This is a genomic window from Streptococcus mitis (assembly GCF_002096895.1).
GTDB classification, from domain to species: domain Bacteria; phylum Bacillota; class Bacilli; order Lactobacillales; family Streptococcaceae; genus Streptococcus; species Streptococcus mitis_AH.
The window spans coordinates 158,146-176,864 of the sequence record NZ_NCVI01000018.1; the positions used below are offsets into that span (position 1 = coordinate 158,146).

Consider the following 18,719-nt stretch of genomic DNA (forward strand, 5'->3'; position numbering starts at 1 on the left):
GACAGTATCTTATATAGAATAGGAGAAGGAGATGAGTTCAGGTAAAATTGCTCAGGTTATCGGTCCCGTTGTAGACGTCTTGTTTGCAGCAGGGGAAAAACTTCCTGAGATTAACAATGCACTTGTCGTCTACAAAAATGACGAAAGAAAAACAAAAATCGTCCTTGAAGTAGCCTTGGAGTTGGGAGATGGTATGGTACGTACTATCGCCATGGAATCAACAGATGGTTTGACTCGTGGAATGGAAGTATTGGACACAGGTCGTCCAATCTCTGTACCAGTAGGTAAAGAAACTTTGGGACGTGTCTTCAATGTTTTGGGAGATACCATTGACTTGGAAGCTCCTTTTACAGAAGATGCAGAGCGTCAGCCAATTCATAAAAAAGCTCCAACTTTTGATGAATTGTCTACCTCTTCTGAAATCCTTGAAACAGGGATTAAGGTTATCGACCTTCTTGCCCCTTACCTTAAAGGTGGTAAGGTTGGACTTTTCGGTGGTGCCGGAGTTGGTAAAACCGTCTTAATCCAAGAATTGATTCACAACATTGCCCAAGAACACGGTGGTATTTCAGTATTTACCGGTGTTGGGGAACGTACTCGTGAAGGGAACGACCTTTACTGGGAAATGAAAGAATCAGGTGTTATCGAGAAAACAGCCATGGTATTTGGTCAGATGAATGAGCCACCAGGAGCACGTATGCGTGTTGCCCTTACTGGTTTGACAATTGCTGAATACTTCCGTGATGTAGAAGGCCAAGACGTGCTTCTCTTTATCGATAATATCTTCCGTTTCACTCAGGCTGGTTCAGAAGTATCTGCCCTTTTGGGTCGTATGCCATCAGCCGTTGGTTACCAACCAACACTTGCTACGGAAATGGGGCAATTGCAAGAGCGTATCACATCAACCAAGAAGGGTTCTGTAACCTCTATTCAGGCTATCTATGTGCCAGCGGATGACTATACTGACCCAGCGCCAGCAACAGCCTTCGCTCACTTGGATTCTACAACAAACTTGGAACGTAAGTTGGTACAATTGGGTATCTACCCAGCCGTGGATCCACTTGCTTCAAGCTCACGTGCCTTGGCACCTGAAATCGTTGGAGAAGAGCACTACGCAGTTGCTGCTGAAGTAAAACGTGTTCTTCAACGTTACCATGAGTTGCAAGATATCATTGCCATCCTTGGTATGGATGAGCTTTCTGATGAAGAAAAGACCTTGGTTGCTCGTGCCCGTCGTATCCAGTTCTTCTTGTCACAAAACTTCAACGTTGCGGAACAGTTTACTGGCCAGCCAGGTTCTTATGTTCCAGTTGCTGAAACTGTACGTGGCTTTAAGGAAATCCTTGATGGTAAACATGACCACTTGCCAGAAGATGCCTTCCGTGGTGTAGGTTCTATCGAAGATGTGATTGCAAAAGCTGAAAAAATGGGATTTTAAGAGGTGATCTATGGCTCAGTTAACTGTCCAGATCGTGACACCAGATGGTCTCGTCTATGATCACCATGCCAGCTTTGTATCAGTTCGAACTCTGGATGGTGAGATGGGAATCTTGCCACGACATGAAAATATGATTGCAGTTTTAGCAGTTGATGAGGTTAAGGTTAAACGTGTAGATGATGAAAATCACGTGAACTGGATTGCAGTGAACGGAGGCGTTATCGAAGTTGCTAATGGCGTTATCACAATTGTTGCTGACTCTGCAGAACGTGCTCGTGATATCGACGTTAGTCGTGCAGAACGTGCCAAACTTCGAGCAGAGCGTGAAATTGAAGAAGCACAAGACAAACACTTGATTGACCAAGAGCGTCGTGCGAAGATTGCACTGCAACGTGCCATTAACCGTATTAATGTCGGAAATAGACTATAAGAAAAAAATGAACTTGAGTTACCAAGTTCATTTTTTATGTTTTCTTAAGGGGCAAAACTGATGCAAAATTAGAATCGTCTAGTGATATAAATGATAATTAAAAGATAGCATAGTTCAATTTGCGTAGCAGAAATCATACAAATAAAATTGATTATAGTAAAATAGAATTAGAATTATTAAGAAAGTTGGTTCTTTATTGGAAACGATAGTATTTTCAATCTCTGTTTTTTTAGCAGGGATCTTGTCCTTCTTTTCCCCTTGCATTTTCCCTCTGTTACCTGTCTATACTGGGATTTTATTGGATGATCAGGATAGTGCAAAAAGTTTTTCATTATTTGGGAAAAAAGTTGCCTGGTCAGGTTTGATTCGAACACTTTGCTTTATTGCAGGTATCTCTCTCATTTTCTTTATCTTAGGATTTGGTGCTGGTTACTTTGGTAATATCCTCTATGCAAATTGGTTTCGCTATACCATGGGAACAATTATCGTCATTTTAGGCCTACACCAGATGGAAATTTTTCATTTTAAGAAATTAGAGGTTCAAAAAAGCTTTACCTTCAAGCAATCAGAAGCCAATCGTTATTGGTCAGCCTTTTTACTCGGTATTACTTTTAGCTTTGGTTGGACGCCTTGTATTGGTCCAGTTTTAAGTTCTGTCTTAGCACTTGCGGCTTCTGGAGGCAATGGCGCTTGGCAAGGAGCTATCTATACTCTTATTTACACTCTGGGAATGGCTATTCCTTTCTTGGTCTTGGCTCTAGCTTCAGGCGTAGTGATGCCTTATTTTAGTAAACTCAAGCGTCATATGATGCTACTGAAGAAAATTGGTGGTTTCCTCATTATTTTAATGGGAATTTTGTTACTATTAGGACAAGTAAATGTTCTAGCTGGAATTTTTGAATAAAGGAGAAAAAGATGAAAAAAGTAATGTTTGCTGGCTTAAGCCTCTTGTCATTAGTCGTATTGATAGCCTGTGGTGAGGAAGAGACTAAAAAGACTCAAGCACCAGAACAAGCCCCAAAACAACAGCAACAAACGCCTGTACAACAAATTGCTGTTGGAAAAGATGCTCCAGACTTTACCTTGCAATCAATGGATGGCAAAGAAGTCAAGTTATCTGATTATAAGGGGAAAAAAGTCTATTTGAAGTTTTGGGCTTCATGGTGTGGTCCATGTAAGAAAAGTATGCCCGAGTTGATGGAATTGGCTGCAAAACCAGATCGCGATTTCGAAATTCTTAGTGTCATTGCACCAGGAATTCAAGGTGAAAAAACAGTCGAGCAATTCCCACAATGGTTCCAAGATCAAGGTTATAAGGATATACCAGTTCTTTATGATACAAAGGCTACAACCTTCCAAGCTTATCAAATTCGAAGCATTCCTACAGAATACCTAATTGATAGCCAAGGAAAGATTGGAAAGATTCAATTTGGTGTTATCAGCAACGCGGATGCAGAAGCAGCCTTTAAAGAAATGAACTAGAATCAAGATTTTAAAATAGTATTTATATAATCAAGCCCCTAGATTTTAGATAGTGTTAATCTAAGATTTAGGGGATTTTTGCTATCAATAAATTAAGTTTAAAAAAAGAAGGGATTTCTGTATTATACAGATTCCCCTTCTTTTTCTTTAAACATAATATTTATTTTTTAGCTTTAAGAAGTTTATTATATCATAGCTTCTCGTTGATGAAGCGGATAAACTGATTCCACCAAACTTTTAAGAAGAAGGCTTTTTCAACTTTCTTTTCTGCTACCATTTCAAAATTAGGACGTTCTGTAGTGATATAACCTTGACCAATCAAATCATTGTCTTCATAAGTCAAATGTCCAACCACAGTTCCGGCTTCAAGTGGTGCTGGTATTGCCTTAGAATCAGGTGTGAATTGAATAGTTTGGGACGATTGTCCCCCAACACGTTCAATTAGAGAGATATCATCTTTAGCAACGGCAGTGACCATATTTTCTTTTCCATCTTGTACAGGTGCTTTGCTATCTTGGTAGGCATCGCCTTTTTGAACGATTTTGCGAAGTGTGAATGTAGAAGAGATATAATCCATTAGTGAAGATGTAGCAGTGAAGCGAGCGTAAGGATTATTGTCTTGATGATCTGCATTCAAAACAACTGTGATAACCCTCATTCCTTTTTCAACAGTAGTACCAACAAAAGATTCTCCAGCTTTGTCTGTTGTTCCTGTCTTAAGGCCATCAAAACCACCGCGATAAGCAGGCATACCCTCTAACATGTAGTTGGTAGAAGTGATTGTCATTCCAGCAAAAGTAGAAGAAGGTTTTTTCGTGATTTCTAAAACTTGTGGGTATTTTTTGATGAGGTTACGAGCAACGATAGCGACATCATAAGCACTGAGCTTATTTTCCTCATCTTTTTTAGATCCTGGGTAAATATTATCCCCTAGAGTCTCATTGTTAAGACCCGTCGTATTGACAACAGTGGCATCCTGAATTCCCCATTCCAAGAGTTTTGCCCGCATCATATCGACAAAATCTTTTTCTGAGCCAGCAATTTTCTCAGCTAGGGCAATAGCCGCACTGTTAGCACTAGATACTAGGGTTGCTTCAAGTAGTTGTTCGACGGTATAATTACGAGCTTCCATAGGAACATTACTTGCTTCAGAATTTGTCGTTAATTTGTAAGGGTAATCAGAAATATCTACCGGAGTTGATAGTGTAATACTGCCATTTTCCAAGGCTTCATAGACAAGATAAACAGTAATTAACTTTGTGATTGAAGCAATTTCAACTGGCTGGGTTGCATCTTTCTCATAGAGAATTTTACCAGTATTCGCCTCAACGGCAATTGCATGTTTAGCAGCAATATTAAAATCTTGAGCATCAACAGTAGATGCTGCCCCAATAACGGAAAGGCTTAGGAGAGTTAAAATTATTTTTTTCATAGTAAGTTTATTCTATCATAAAGAAAAAAATATTCCCAGTTTCATGATATAAGAAAGAAGCTTTTTTGAAAGTGTGGTAAAATAGATGAATGGAGGTACTTCATGTTTCGTAAGAATAAATTATTTTTTTGGACCAGTGAGATTTTACTATTAACCATCATCTTTTATTTATGGAGACAGATGGGTGGGATTATAACGCCTTTTGTAAGTGTCGCAAACACTATAATGATTCCCTTTCTTTTAGGTGGTTTTTTATATTATTTGACCAATCCTATTGTAAATTTTTTACAAAAGTATTTCAAAATTAACCGTATCATTGGTATTCTACTAACCTTGTGCGCCTTGGTTTGTGGGCTAGTTATTGGGGTCGTCTATCTCTTACCGATTTTGATTAATCAGCTGACAAGTTTGATTGCTACAAGTCAGACAATCTACAGTCGTCTGCAAGATTTGATTATCGATTTATCCACTTATCCAGCCTTTCAAAATTTAGATATTCAAGCGACTATTCAACAGTTAAATCTCTCTTATGTAGATATTCTACAGAATATCCTAAATAGTGTAACGAATAGTGTTGGAAGTGTCTTATCTGCGCTCTTTAGTACTGTTTTGATTATTATCATGACACCTGTATTTTTAATTTATTTTTTGTTAGATGGCCACAAATTCTTGCCGATGCTTGAGCGTACTGTTTTAAAGCGAGATAAGTTGCATATTACAGGTCTTTTAAAAAATTTGAATACTACAATTGCTCGATATATTAGTGGAGTTGCTATTGATGCGATTATTATTGGTTGTTTGGCCTTTATCGGATATAGCGTGATTGGTTTGAAATACGCTTTGGTCTTTGCCATCTTTTCAGGATTGGCCAATCTCATTCCTTATGTTGGACCAAGTATTGGTTTGATTCCGATGATTATCGCCAATGTCTTTACTGATCCTCATAGAATGCTGATTGCAGTTGTTTATATGTTGATTATTCAACAAGTAGATGGGAACATCCTTTACCCTCGAATCGTTGGTGGAGTGATGAAGGTTCATCCAATTACGATTTTAGTATTACTTTTGTTATCAAGTAATATCTATGGTGTCATTGGCATGATTGTCGCAGTACCAACCTATTCTATCTTAAAAGAAATTTCTAAGTTTTTATCACGTTTGTATGAAAATCATAAAATAATGAAAGAACGAGAAAGAGAATTAGCTAAGTAAAAATCAGGAAATTCCTGATTTTTCTTTTTCATTAAAGAAGTGATGGGAGTAGAAATACCGTTTAGATTAGTAGATTAAGAATAATTCACAAAAACTTTGTAAAACACTTGCAATTTAGCTGAAATTTGATAAAATAGTAAGGAAAGTTAGACTGTATTGCCTACTGTCTATCTATAAAATATATTTTATTGGAGGCTTTTACTCAAATGGCAAAAGAAAAATACGATCGTAGTAAACCACACGTTAACATTGGTACTATCGGACACGTTGACCACGGTAAAACTACCCTAACTGCAGCTATCACAACTGTTTTGGCACGTCGCTTGCCTTCATCAGTTAACCAACCTAAAGACTATGCGTCTATCGATGCTGCTCCAGAAGAACGCGAACGCGGTATCACAATCAACACTGCGCACGTTGAGTACGAAACTGAAAAACGTCACTACGCTCACATCGACGCTCCAGGACACGCGGACTACGTTAAAAACATGATCACTGGTGCCGCTCAAATGGACGGAGCTATCCTTGTAGTAGCTTCAACTGACGGACCAATGCCACAAACTCGTGAGCACATCCTTCTTTCACGTCAGGTTGGTGTTAAACACCTTATCGTCTTCATGAACAAAGTTGACTTGGTTGACGACGAAGAATTGCTTGAATTGGTTGAAATGGAAATCCGTGACCTATTGTCAGAATACGACTTCCCAGGTGACGATCTTCCAGTTATCCAAGGTTCAGCTCTTAAAGCCCTTGAAGGTGACACTAAATACGAAGACATCGTTATGGAATTGATGAACACAGTTGATGAGTACATCCCAGAACCAGAACGTGACACTGACAAACCATTGCTTCTTCCAGTCGAAGACGTATTCTCAATCACTGGACGTGGTACAGTTGCTTCAGGACGTATCGACCGTGGTATCGTTAAAGTCAACGACGAAATCGAAATCGTTGGTATCAAAGAAGAAACTCAAAAAGCAGTCGTTACTGGTGTTGAAATGTTCCGTAAACAACTTGATGAAGGTCTTGCCGGAGATAACGTAGGTGTCCTTCTTCGTGGTGTTCAACGTGATGAAATCGAACGTGGACAAGTTATCGCTAAACCAGGTTCAATCAACCCACACACTAAATTCAAAGGTGAAGTCTACATCCTTACTAAAGAAGAAGGTGGACGTCACACTCCATTCTTCAACAACTACCGTCCACAATTCTACTTCCGTACTACTGACGTTACAGGTTCAATCGAACTTCCAGCAGGTACTGAAATGGTAATGCCTGGTGATAACGTGACAATCGACGTTGAGTTGATCCACCCAATCGCCGTAGAACAAGGTACTACATTCTCTATCCGTGAGGGTGGACGTACTGTTGGTTCAGGTATGGTTACAGAAATCGAAGCTTAATTCGATTTAGTTCCCAGAAGAACAATTATTTAAGTCAGACACTAAAAGAATCTTGCTTTGCAAGGTTCTTTTTTATTATGTCACTATTAGTCCGTCTAGCTCCGTTAGGTGTGAGACAAATAAATGATGGCTGTGAAATATTTTTACTTTTCATGGAAAAATTGTTTTGAGAAAGGTTCCATCTTTTTTTGGGGGAGTAATTTGTTGATATAAAAAAGACAAACACTAAAATGATGTTTGTCTTTGGTGTGTAGCTCCGTTAGTTGGTCAGTTATAATTATGTTAATTAGCAAATCTGATGCAGACCGCTTCTGGGACATGGAAGTCATTAGAAAGTTCTGCAAGACGACCAGTTTCAGGATTGCGTTTAAAAATGCTTGCATTGTCAGAGTCTTGATGGATAGCAATGATAAATTCTTGATCCGGTGTCAAATCAAAATCACGTGGAGTCTGACCATGAGTCGGAACGATTTCTAACAACTCTAAACTACCGTCCGCAAGGATTGTATATACTGCGATAGAATCATGACCACGGTTAGAAGCGTAGAGGTATTTACCGTCTTTAGAGAGACGAATAGCAGCAGTACCATTAAAGCCTTCATAACCGTCTGGTAGAGTTGAAATGACTTGCATGCGTTCAAATTCGCCAACACCATCGTAGATTAGAACCTCGATAGTGCTATTAAGTTCACAAATGAGATAAGCAATTTTATAATGGTTATGGAAAATAATATGGCGTGAGCCTGCTCCTGGCTGGCTGTGATAGGTATAGAGTTTAGATAATTTTCCTTCTTGATCAAGATCATAAGTGATGACTTGGTCAGTTCCCAAGTCGCAAGTCACTAGATAGTGGTCAGGTGTTAAATCTGTATAGTGAACATGTGGAGAAGCTTGATTTTCATGTGGACCTTGGCCACTGTGTTGATCCACATCACTAAGTAGAAGACGACCATCTTCCTGACGTTTATAAACAAGGACCTGTCCCTTGTGGTAGTTTGCTGCGTACACCAAATCACGCTTTTCATCAACGGCAACATAACAGTGGGGAGCTCCTTCTTCCACGACATGATTTAATAAGGTTCCATCAGTTTGATAGGCTGCAATCCCCCCCTTATCGTCTTGACTACCAACAGTGTATAAATGTTGGTGTTGGTCAAAGGCAAGGTAGGTCGGACTTGGCTCAGCTGCAAAAAGTTCTAGATTTGAAAGCTGACCAGTTTCTGTATCAAAGTCCGCCTTGTAAATCCCTTGGGAAGTACGACGTGTATAAGTTCCAAAATAAACAGTTTCTTTCATGACTATACCTCTTTATAAAGATAAGTCTATTATATCACAAAATGAATTTATAATATGCTATGCGGTGCAATTCAATGGAATGTAAGCACTTTAAAAAAGAGTTATTTTGATTTAAAAATGGTATAATGAGAGAACAATAGAAAGGAAGTATTTATGGAGCAAAAAGAGAAACATTTTAGCCTATCTTGGTTTTTCAAGTGGTTTTTGGATAACAAGGCCATCACGGTATTTTTAGTAACCTTGTTATTGGGACTCAATCTGTTTATTTTGAGTAAGATTAGTTTTCTATTTTCACCTGTTTTGGACTTTTTGGCAGTTGTTATGTTACCAGTCATTCTATCTGGTTTACTATATTATTTATTAAATCCTATCGTTGATTGGATGGAGAAGCATAAGATTAATCGTGTCATCGCAATCAGTATTGTCTTTGTCATCATCGCTCTCTTTATCATTTGGGGCTTGGCAGTCGCCATTCCAAATCTGCAACGTCAAGTTTTAAGTTTTGCAAGGAATGTTCCAGTCTACCTCGAAGATGCAGACAGAGTTGTTAATGATTTGGTCACCAAGCGTTTACCAGATGATTTCAGACCTCAATTAGAGCAAGTTTTAACAAACTTCTCTAGTCAGGCTACAGTTTGGGCAAGTAAGGTTTCATCTCAGGCTGTCAACTGGGTGAGTGCATTTATTAGCGGGGCATCTCAAGTGATTGTTGCCTTGATTATCGTTCCTTTCATGCTCTTTTACCTTTTGCGTGATGGGAAAGGCTTGCGTAACTATTTAACCCAATTCATGCCAACGAAATTGAAGGAACCTGTGGGACAGGTTTTGTCAGATGTGAATCAACAGTTGTCCAACTATGTTAGAGGACAAGTAACAGTGGCTATTATTGTAGCAGTAATGTTTATCATCTTCTTCAAGATTATTGGTTTACGCTATGCAGTTACGTTGGGGGTTACTGCTGGTATTTTAAATCTGGTTCCTTATTTGGGTAGCTTCTTAGCCATGCTTCCTGCCCTAGTATTGGGCTTGATTGCTGGGCCAGTCATGCTTTTAAAAGTAGTGATTGTCTTTATCGTAGAACAAACTATTGAAGGCCGTTTTGTCTCTCCATTGATTTTGGGAAGTCAATTAAACATCCATCCTATTAATGTTCTTTTTGTCTTGTTAACTTCAGGATCCATGTTTGGTATCTGGGGAGTCTTGCTCGGTATTCCAGTTTATGCCTCTGCTAAAGTTGTCATTTCAGCGATTTTTGAATGGTATAAGGTAGTCAGTGGCCTATATGAACTAGAGGGAGAGGAAATCAAGAGTGAACAATAGTCAACAGATGTTACAGGCCTTGGAAGAGCAAGATTTAACCAAGGCTGAGCACTATTTCGTCAAAGCTTTAGAAAATGATCCAAGTGACCTTCTGTATGAGTTAGCTACTTATCTTGAAGGGATTGGTTTTTATCCTCAGGCAAAGGAAATTTACCTGAAAATCGTAGAGGATTTTCCAGAGGTTCATCTTAATCTAGCAGCAATTGCTAGCGAGGATGGTCAAATCGAAGAAGCCTTTGCTTATCTTGAAGAAATCCAAGCAGACAGTGACTGGTATGTTTCAGCTTTGGCACTTAAAGCAGACCTCTACCAGCTGGAAGGTTTGATAGATGTGGCGCGTGAGAAATTATTGGAGGCCTTGACTTACTCAGAAGATCCTCTCTTGATATTGGGATTAGCAGAGTTGGATAGTGAGTTGGAAAATTACCAAGAAGCTATTCAAGGTTATGCCCAGTTAGATAATCGTACTATTTATGAGCAAACAGGCATTTCTACCTATCAACGGATTGGCTTTGCCTATGCCCAGTTAGGGAAATTTGAAACAGCTACAGAGTTTTTAGAAAAAGCCCTGGAGTTAGAATACGATGACCTAACAGCTTTTGAGTTGGCCAGTCTTTACTTTGATAGAGAAGAATACCAAAAAGCTGTCCTCTACTTTAAGCAACTTGATACCATTTCACCTGATTTTGAAGGATATGAGTATGGTTACAGTCAGGCCTTACATAAGGAACATCAAGTTCAAGAAGCCCTGCGTATCACTAAGCAAGGCTTAGAGAAAAATCCCTTTGAAACTCGCCTCTTGCTGGCTGCTTCACAATTCTCTTATGAATTGCATGATGTCAGTGGTGCAGAAAACTACCTCCTTACTGCAAAAGAAGACGCTGAGGATACGGAAGAAATCTTACTCCGCCTAGCCACTATTTATCTAGAACAGGAACGTTATGAGGACATTCTAGACTTGCAAAATGATGAGCTAGAGAATCTTTTGACCAAGTGGATGATTGCTCGTTCCTATCAAGAAATGGACGATTTGGATACTGCCTACGAGCATTATCAAGAGTTGGCAGGAGATTTAAAGGACAATCCAGAGTTTCTGGAACACTATATCTATCTCTTGCGTGAATTGGGTTATTTTGAAGAAGCAAAAGTCAATGCGCAAGCTTACTTAAAACTGGTTCCAGATGATGTACAAATGCAAGAATTGTATGAGAGATTGCAGGAATAAAATGTTTTAAAGCTATATCTTATCATTTTTCATAGTATCATCTACAGGTTATTTTATCTATTGTATGGTGAGAGTATATTTGAGTTGTTGTGTTTGTATTCGAATTTACAATACAATACATAAGAAGTGAGATAAGTAATATTTTTAAAAGTACAATCTTAGATTTTATAACAATAAAAAGAAAAGTTCTCATTTTATAAGAAACTCAGACTGAAAACAAAGCCCTTAGATTAAAAGTTTCTAAGGGCATTTTTTCTAAAGTCGTATAATAGATGTCAGAAAAGTTGTGAGATGTTTCCTCTGTTTCATAAAGAAAATCCAGACAATAACCGCAATCAGGTTGTCTTTTACACGCTAGATGAACTCGTTCCGCAAGAACATTTTCTTAGTCAGATTGGACAAGTTATTAATTTTCCTTCATCTATGACTGAATCGTATCCAATAACCGCAAATATACTCACAAAGTTTTGATAATCAAGCTAAGTTTATGTGGAAGTTAAGATTGACTTAGATCGGAAAAACCACGGAAAACAGGGCGGGAAATTTTTTTGCATTGAAAAGTATTTTGTAGAGGTTTCAAATTTTTTAAGGATAGGAGGTCTGGAGAAATAAAAAGACAAACACTAGAATAATGTTTGTCTTCGGTATGGAGTTCTCATTTAATGAGAACCTAGTTACAATTAGTTTTTAGAAGCTTCTTGGAATTCTGGGTTTTTCCATGCTTCGTCAATAATAGCTTGTAATTCATTTGCAGATGCTTGCATTTTTTGAGTTTCTGCGTCGTTCAATGGGATATTTACTGGACGAACAATACCATGTGCACCTACAACAGCTGGTTGACCGATAAAGACGTTTTTAATTCCGTATTGACCTTCTTGGAATACTGAAAGTGGAAGTACTGCGTTTTCATCGTCAAGGATTGCTTTAGTAATACGAGCAAGGGCTACTGCGATACCGTAGTATGTTGCACCTTTTTTGTTGATGATTGTGTAAGCTGCATCACGAACACCTTCGAACAATTCAATCAATTCAGCTTCTTGAACATTTTGAGTGTCTTTAAGGAATTCTTCAAGGTTTACACCAGCGATGTTAGCATGTGACCAAACAGCGAACTCAGAGTCACCGTGTTCACCCATGATGTAGGCGTGCACTGAACGAGCATCAACATCCAATTTTTCAGCAAGTGCTTGACGGAAACGAGCTGAGTCAAGTGAAGTACCTGAACCGATAACGCGTTCTTTAGGGAATCCAGAGAATTTCCAAGTTGAGTAAGTCAAGACGTCAACTGGGTTAGCAGCAACAAGGAAGATACCTTTGAAACCTGATTCAACAACTTGAGTTACGATTGATTTGTTGATAGCAAGGTTTTTACCTACAAGGTCAAGACGAGTTTCACCTGGTTTTTGAGGCGCACCTGCAGTGATTACAACAAGGTCAGCGTCTGCACAGTCAGAGTATTGAGCTGCATAGATTTTTTTAGGTGAAGTGAAGGCAAGGGCGTGACTAAGGTCAAGCGCGTCACCAACAGCTTTTTCATGCAATTGTGGAATTTCGATAATTCCAAGCTCTTGTGCAATTCCTTGGTTAACAAGTGCAAAAGCGTAAGAAGAACCTACAGCACCATCACCGACAAGGATAACTTTTTTGTGTTGTTTAGTTGAAGTCATTATTCTAAACATCTCCTTAATTTTATTCAGGGATTTCCCCAGTTATTTCAATTTTATCACTTTTAAAAAGCTTTGTCACGGATATGCCTTGCAGTTCTTGATGTAAACGTTTTAGCGATTTTAGATATCTGAAATATGGCGGACATTATGGTATAATATAATTAATTACTAATAGTGAAATGAGGCATTTATTAATGCAGGATAGAAATTTAGTGAATGTCAATCTGACAAAGGAGATGAAGACGAGCTTTATCGACTACGCCATGAGTGTTATCGTAGCGCGGGCCCTTCCTGATGTTCGAGATGGCTTAAAACCTGTTCACCGTCGGATTCTCTACGGAATGAATGAACTGGGTGTTACTCCAGACAAACCTCATAAAAAATCTGCTCGTATTACAGGGGATGTCATGGGTAAATATCACCCACACGGGGATTCCTCTATCTATGAAGCCATGGTTCGTATGGCTCAATGGTGGAGCTATCGTTACATGCTTGTAGATGGTCATGGGAACTTTGGTTCCATGGATGGTGATGGTGCTGCCGCCCAGCGTTATACTGAGGCACGTATGAGCAAGATTGCTCTAGAGATGCTTCGTGATATCAATAAAAATACTGTTGACTTCGTTGATAACTATGATGCCAATGAACGTGAACCCTTGGTCTTGCCAGCACGCTTTCCTAACCTTTTGGTTAATGGAGCAACTGGTATTGCGGTTGGGATGGCAACCAATATTCCACCTCATAATCTGGGTGAAACCATTGATGCAGTGAAGTTAGTTATGGACAATCCTGAAGTGACCACTAAGGACTTGATGGAAGTCTTACCTGGGCCAGATTTTCCAACTGGTGCTCTTGTTATGGGGAAATCAGGCATTCATAAGGCTTATGAAACAGGTAAAGGTTCTATTGTCCTTCGTTCTCGTACTGAAATTGAGGAAACTAAGACTGGCCGTGAGCGTATTGTTGTAACAGAATTTCCTTATATGGTCAATAAAACAAAGGTGCATGAGCATATTGTTCGTTTGGTTCAGGAAAAACGTATTGAGGGTATTACTGCAGTTCGTGATGAATCAAACCGTGAAGGGGTTCGATTTGTTATCGAAGTTAAGCGCGATGCCTCAGCCAATGTTATCCTCAATAACCTCTTCAAGATGACCCAGATGCAAACTAACTTTGGTTTCAATATGCTTGCTATCCAAAATGGTGTACCGAAGATTTTGTCCCTTCGTCAGATTTTGGATGCTTATATTGAGTACCAAAAAGAAGTGGTTGTTCGTCGGACACGTTTTGACAAGGAAAAAGCGGAAGCGCGTGCTCATATTTTAGAAGGTCTCTTGATTGCGCTAGACCATATCGATGAAGTGATTCGTATCATCCGTGCTAGTGAAACGGATGCGGAAGCACAAGCTGAGTTGATGAGCAAGTTTAAGCTTTCTGAACGTCAAAGTCAAGCCATTCTTGATATGCGTCTTCGTCGTTTGACAGGTTTGGAACGCGATAAGATTCAGTCTGAGTATGATGACCTCTTGGCTCTGATTGCAGATTTAGCAGATATTCTTGCTAAGCCCGAACGTGTTTCTCAAATCATCAAGGATGAATTAGATGAAGTCAAGCGTAAGTTTGGTGATCAACGTCGTACGGAATTGATGGTCGGTGAAGTCTTGAGTCTTGAAGATGAGGACTTGATTGAAGAATCGGATGTCTTGATTACGCTTTCTAACAAGGGATACATCAAACGTCTGGACCAAGCTGAGTTTACTGCTCAAAAACGTGGTGGCCGCGGTGTTCAAGGAACAGGTGTTAAGGATGACGATTTTGTTCGTGAATTAGTGTCAACTAGCACCCATGATCACCTGCTCTTCTTCACAAATAAAGGACGTGTCTATCGCCTGAAAGGTTATGAAATTCCTGAGTATGGTCGGACTGCCAAAGGGCTACCAGTAGTAAATCTCTTGAAATTGGATGAAGGCGAAAGTATTCAAACCATCATCAATGTTGAGTCTGAACGTAGTGATGATGCTTACCTCTTCTTCACAACCCGTCATGGTATTGTGAAGAGAACCAGCGTTAAGGAATTTGCTAATATTCGTCAGAATGGACTCAAGGCTTTAAACCTCAAGGATGAAGATGAGTTGATTAATGTCTTACTGACAGAAGAGGACACGGATATTATCATTGGTACAAAGTTTGGTTATTCAGTTCGCTTTAATCAATCAGCTGTTCGTGGTATGAGTCGTATCGCCACTGGTGTGAAAGGTGTTAACCTTCGTGACGGAGACACAGTTGTTGGTGCTAGTGTGATTACAGACCAAGACGAGGTTCTTATCATCACAGAAAAGGGCTATGGTAAGCGCACAGTTGCGACCGAATACCCAACTAAAGGTCGTGGTGGTAAAGGGATGCAAACCGCTAAGATTACAGAAAAGAACGGTTCTCTTGCTGGTCTTATGACCGTTAAAGGCGATGAAGATTTGATGATTATCACTGATACTGGTGTCATGATTAGAACCAATGTTGCCAATATTTCACAAACAGGTCGCTCAACTATGGGAGTTAAAGTGATGCGCCTAGATCAAGATGCTAAAATTGTAACCTTTACTACGGTTGCAGCTGCAGAAAAAGAAGAAGTTGGGACAGAAAACGAAACAGAAGGTGAAGCATAATGTCTCATAAAAAGAACAAAAAGAAAACAAACCGTAAAAATTTACTAATCAATATCTTGGCAGGATTCTTAATCATCTTGTCAATAGCTTTGATTTTCAATTCAAAAATTCGTGATATGTTCATGGTTTGGAATACCAATAAATACCAAGTCAGCCAGGTATCAAAAGAAAAATTGGAAGAAAATCAAGATACAGAAGGGAATTTTGACTTTGATTCCGTAAAAGCCATCTCGTCAGAAGCTGTCTTATCCTCACAATGGGATTCGCAAAAATTGCCAGTTATCGGTGGAATTGCTGTCCCTGAGGTAGAAATTAACTTGCCTATTTTTAAGGGGCTTGATAATGTCAATCTCTTCTATGGAGCTGGTACAATGAAGCGTGATCAAGTGATGGGGAAAGGAAACTATACCCTTGCGAGCCATCACATCTTCACGGCGGAAAACGCCAGCCAAATGCTCTTTTCTCCATTATCACGCGCTAAAAATGGGATGAAAATTTATCTAACTGATAAGGATAAAGTTTATACCTATGAAATCCGTGAAGTGAAGCATGTGACTCCAGATCGCGTTGATGAGATTGATGACCGTACTGGAGTTGATGAAATCACACTTGTAACCTGTGTTGACTATGATGCGACAGAACGTATTATCGTAAAAGGTGACTTGAAAGATACAAAAGATTATTCACAAACACCTGAAGAAATTCTAACAGCTTTCAATCAACCATATAAACAACGTTATTAAAGATAAATCAGTAAAATTTTAGGTTTTACTGATTTTTTATAGATTGCGTTTCAAAATAAACTGTTATGAAATACAGAAAACGTTTCCTTAATTCTAAAGTTTGTGATATAATTATCAGGTAAAAAATTTTAGGAGTTTATTATGGTTTCTTCGGAATTTATCTCAAAGATTGAATTTGCTTGCAAGAAGAAGGAAAGTCTTTATAGTCAAAGCAAATTTAAGTATGCGATTCGTTCTATGTTCGCAGGTGCATTTTTAACCTTCAGTACAGCTGCTGGTGCAGTTGGGGCTGACTTGATTAATAAAATTGCACCAGGTAGTGGACGCTTCCTCTTCCCATTTGTCTTTGCTTGGGGCTTGGCCTACATTGTTTTCTTGAATGCCGAGTTGGTAACATCAAACATGATGTTCTTGACTGCTGGTAGTTTCTTGAAAAAAATCTCTTGGAGAAAAACAGCTGAGATTCTACTTTACTGTACCTTGTTCAATCTTATCGGAGCTTTGATAGCAGGTTGGGGCTTTGCCCACTCAGCAGCTTATGCACATCTGACACACGATAGTTTCATCTCAGGTGTTGTTGAGATGAAGTTAGGTCGCTCAAATGAATTAATCTTGCTTGAGGCGATTTTGGCAAATATTTTCGTAAATATTGCGATTCTTTCATTTGTTTTGGTCAAAGATGGTGGTGCCAAACTTTGGCTTGTGTTGTCAGCGATTTACATGTTTGTATTCTTAACAAACGAGCACATCGCTGCGAACTTTGCTTCTTTCGCGATTGTAAAATTCAGTGTTGCTGCGGATTCAATTGCTAACTTCGGTGTTGGAAATATGCTTCGTCACTGGGGTGTAACCTTCGTTGGAAACTTAATCGGCGGTGGTCTCTTGATGGGTCTTCCATATGCCTTCCTCAATAAAAACGAAGATACTTATGTAGATTAAGAAAATGAGCACGATTGAGTCGTGCTTTTTTCATTTTTAAAATAAGGTAATAGCTATTTCTTATATCAAAATACAGAAAACTGATATTTGTAAACTATACCTTAAGGTGCTACAATATCCTTAATCAAACTATTTGGAGGTCGTTTTATGACTCGTGATTTTAAATTTGAAACCTTACAATTGCATGCTGGTCAAGTAGTTGATCCAGCAACTAAGTCTCGTGCAGTGCCGATTTATCAAACAACATCCTTTGTTTTTGATGACACGCAGGAAGGTGCCGATTTGTTTGCCTTGAGAAAACCAGGGAACATTTATACTCGTATCACCAACCCTACAACAGCTGCCTTTGAAGAAAGAATTGCTGCCCTTGAAGGTGGTGTCGGAGCTCTTGCAACAGCATCAGGTATGGCCGCAGTGACTTATACGATTTTGGCACTTGCCCACGCTGGTGACCATGTAGTAGCAGCCTCAACTATTTACGGTGGAACCTTCAATCTCTTGAAGGAAACCCTTCCTCGTTATGGGATCACAACAACCTTTGTCGATGTGGATAATTTGGAAGAAGTGGAAGCAGCTATCAATGACAATACCAAGCTTGTCTTGATTGAAACCTTGGGCAATCCCTTGATTAACATTCCTGACTTGGAAAAATTGGCTGAGATTGCGCATAAACACCAGATTCCACTAGTTTCGGATAATACCTTTGCCACACCTTACTTGATTAATGTCTTTTCTCACGGTGTAGATATTGCTATTCACTCTGCCACTAAGTTTATTGGTGGGCATGGTACGACTATTGGTGGGGTGATTGTCGATAGCGGGCGTTTTGACTGGGCGGCTTCAGGAAAATTCCCTCAATTTGTTGAGGAAGATCCGAGCTACCATAACTTGAGCTATACTCGTGATGTGGGTGCAGTAGCCTTTATTATCGCTGTCCGTGTCCAATTGCTTCGTGATACAGGTGCAGCCTTGTCACCATTTAATGCCTTTCTCTTGCTCCAAGGACTTGAAACCCTTTCACTTCGTGTGGAACGTCATGTGCAAAATGCAGAGAAAATTGTTGATTTCCTTGTCAACCATCCTAAGGTAGAAAAAGTTAACTATCCAAAGCTTGCAGATAGTCCGTACCATGCCTTAGCTGAGAAATATCTTCCTAAAGGTGTGGGCTCAATCTTTACTTTCCATGTCAAAGGTGGGGAGGCAGAGGCACGCAAGGCAATTGATAATTTGGAAATCTTCTCTGACCTTGCAAATGTGGCAGATGCCAAGTCTCTTGTTGTTCACCCAGCAACAACTACTCACGGTCAATTGTCAGAAAAAGACTTAGAAGCCGCAGGTGTAACACCAAACCAAATCCGCTTGTCTATCGGACTTGAAAATGTAGAAGATTTGATTGAAGACTTGCGCTTGGCCTTGGAAAAAATTTAAAGAAAAAGAAGATAAACAGTGAGTTTCGACTCACTGTTTTT

Annotated in this window: 15 protein-coding genes; 12 read left to right on the forward strand and 3 right to left on the reverse strand. The window is 39.3% G+C overall.

Annotation, left to right across the window (positions count from 1 at the left end; all coding sequences use genetic code 11):
- Window positions 1-31: 31 nt before the first annotated feature.
- From atpD to sdbB, 4 genes are all read left to right on the forward strand, one after another.
- On the forward strand, window positions 32-1,438 hold the full coding sequence (gene atpD / locus B7697_RS03635) for a F0F1 ATP synthase subunit beta (RefSeq protein ID WP_000094357.1): 1,407 nt from the start codon (window positions 32-34) through the stop codon (window positions 1,436-1,438).
- Between the two features lie 10 nt (window positions 1,439-1,448).
- Window positions 1,449-1,868, forward strand: coding sequence for a F0F1 ATP synthase subunit epsilon (locus B7697_RS03640; protein ID WP_000068037.1), 420 nt, complete (start codon window positions 1,449-1,451; stop codon window positions 1,866-1,868).
- A 196-nt stretch (window positions 1,869-2,064) separates the two neighbouring features.
- Complete coding sequence (gene ccdA2, locus B7697_RS03645) at window positions 2,065-2,772, forward strand: thiol-disulfide oxidoreductase-associated membrane protein CcdA2 (RefSeq protein ID WP_084950398.1); 708 nt, start codon at window positions 2,065-2,067, stop codon at window positions 2,770-2,772.
- An 11-nt stretch (window positions 2,773-2,783) separates the two neighbouring features.
- Window positions 2,784-3,350, forward strand: a complete 567-nt coding sequence (gene sdbB / locus B7697_RS03650) for a thiol-disulfide oxidoreductase-associated lipoprotein SdbB (RefSeq protein WP_084950400.1) — start codon at window positions 2,784-2,786, stop codon at window positions 3,348-3,350.
- Between the two features lie 190 nt (window positions 3,351-3,540).
- On the opposite strand, the gene pbp3 is transcribed toward sdbB, so the two are convergent.
- Window positions 3,541-4,782 carry a D-alanyl-D-alanine carboxypeptidase PBP3 gene (gene pbp3 / locus B7697_RS03655; protein WP_084950401.1) on the reverse strand — a complete coding sequence of 414 codons (1,242 nt, stop codon included), beginning with the start codon at window positions 4,780-4,782 and terminating at the stop codon, window positions 3,541-3,543.
- A gap of 102 nt (window positions 4,783-4,884) precedes the next feature.
- On the opposite strand from pbp3, the gene B7697_RS03660 reads away from it, so the two are divergent.
- Window positions 4,885-5,994 (forward strand): AI-2E family transporter, encoded by a 1,110-nt coding sequence (locus B7697_RS03660; protein WP_023947789.1) that lies wholly within the window; start codon window positions 4,885-4,887, stop codon window positions 5,992-5,994.
- 206 nt (window positions 5,995-6,200) lie between these two features.
- Complete coding sequence (gene tuf / locus B7697_RS03665) at window positions 6,201-7,397, forward strand: elongation factor Tu (protein ID WP_001040726.1); 1,197 nt, start codon at window positions 6,201-6,203, stop codon at window positions 7,395-7,397.
- Window positions 7,398-7,679: 282 nt separating this feature from the next.
- Here tuf and B7697_RS03670 read toward each other — a convergent pair whose 3' ends face one another.
- Window positions 7,680-8,693: a lactonase family protein gene (locus tag B7697_RS03670; protein ID WP_084950403.1), complete on the reverse strand. Its 1,014-nt coding sequence runs from the start codon at window positions 8,691-8,693 to the stop codon at window positions 7,680-7,682.
- A 153-nt stretch (window positions 8,694-8,846) separates the two neighbouring features.
- On the opposite strand from B7697_RS03670, the gene B7697_RS03675 reads away from it, so the two are divergent.
- Both B7697_RS03675 and B7697_RS03680 read left to right on the forward strand, forming a co-directional pair.
- Window positions 8,847-10,013 (forward strand): AI-2E family transporter, encoded by a 1,167-nt coding sequence (locus B7697_RS03675; RefSeq protein ID WP_049511091.1) that lies wholly within the window; start codon window positions 8,847-8,849, stop codon window positions 10,011-10,013.
- Complete coding sequence (locus tag B7697_RS03680; protein WP_192851467.1) at window positions 10,003-11,238, forward strand: tetratricopeptide repeat protein; 1,236 nt, start codon at window positions 10,003-10,005, stop codon at window positions 11,236-11,238. The genes B7697_RS03675 and B7697_RS03680 overlap by 11 nt, the downstream gene beginning before the upstream one ends.
- Before the next feature lie 680 nt (window positions 11,239-11,918).
- On the opposite strand, the gene B7697_RS03685 is transcribed toward B7697_RS03680, so the two are convergent.
- On the reverse strand, window positions 11,919-12,905 hold the full coding sequence (locus B7697_RS03685; RefSeq protein ID WP_084950404.1) for an L-lactate dehydrogenase: 987 nt from the start codon (window positions 12,903-12,905) through the stop codon (window positions 11,919-11,921).
- Window positions 12,906-13,099: 194 nt separating this feature from the next.
- On the opposite strand from B7697_RS03685, the gene gyrA reads away from it, so the two are divergent.
- The 4 genes from gyrA to B7697_RS03705 all read left to right on the forward strand — a co-directional run bounded on the left by gyrA (window position 13,100) and on the right by B7697_RS03705 (window position 18,678).
- A complete protein-coding gene (gyrA, locus tag B7697_RS03690; RefSeq protein WP_084950406.1) occupies window positions 13,100-15,568 on the forward strand; it encodes a DNA gyrase subunit A in 2,469 nt (822 codons plus the stop codon).
- Complete coding sequence (locus tag B7697_RS03695) at window positions 15,568-16,311, forward strand: class A sortase (protein WP_033686926.1); 744 nt, start codon at window positions 15,568-15,570, stop codon at window positions 16,309-16,311. The genes gyrA and B7697_RS03695 overlap by 1 nt, the downstream gene beginning before the upstream one ends.
- A gap of 141 nt (window positions 16,312-16,452) precedes the next feature.
- Window positions 16,453-17,250: a formate/nitrite transporter family protein gene (locus tag B7697_RS03700; protein WP_033677042.1), complete on the forward strand. Its 798-nt coding sequence runs from the start codon at window positions 16,453-16,455 to the stop codon at window positions 17,248-17,250.
- Window positions 17,251-17,397: 147 nt separating this feature from the next.
- A complete protein-coding gene (locus B7697_RS03705) occupies window positions 17,398-18,678 on the forward strand; it encodes an O-acetylhomoserine aminocarboxypropyltransferase/cysteine synthase family protein (protein WP_084950408.1) in 1,281 nt (426 codons plus the stop codon).
- Window positions 18,679-18,719 lie beyond the last annotated feature (41 nt).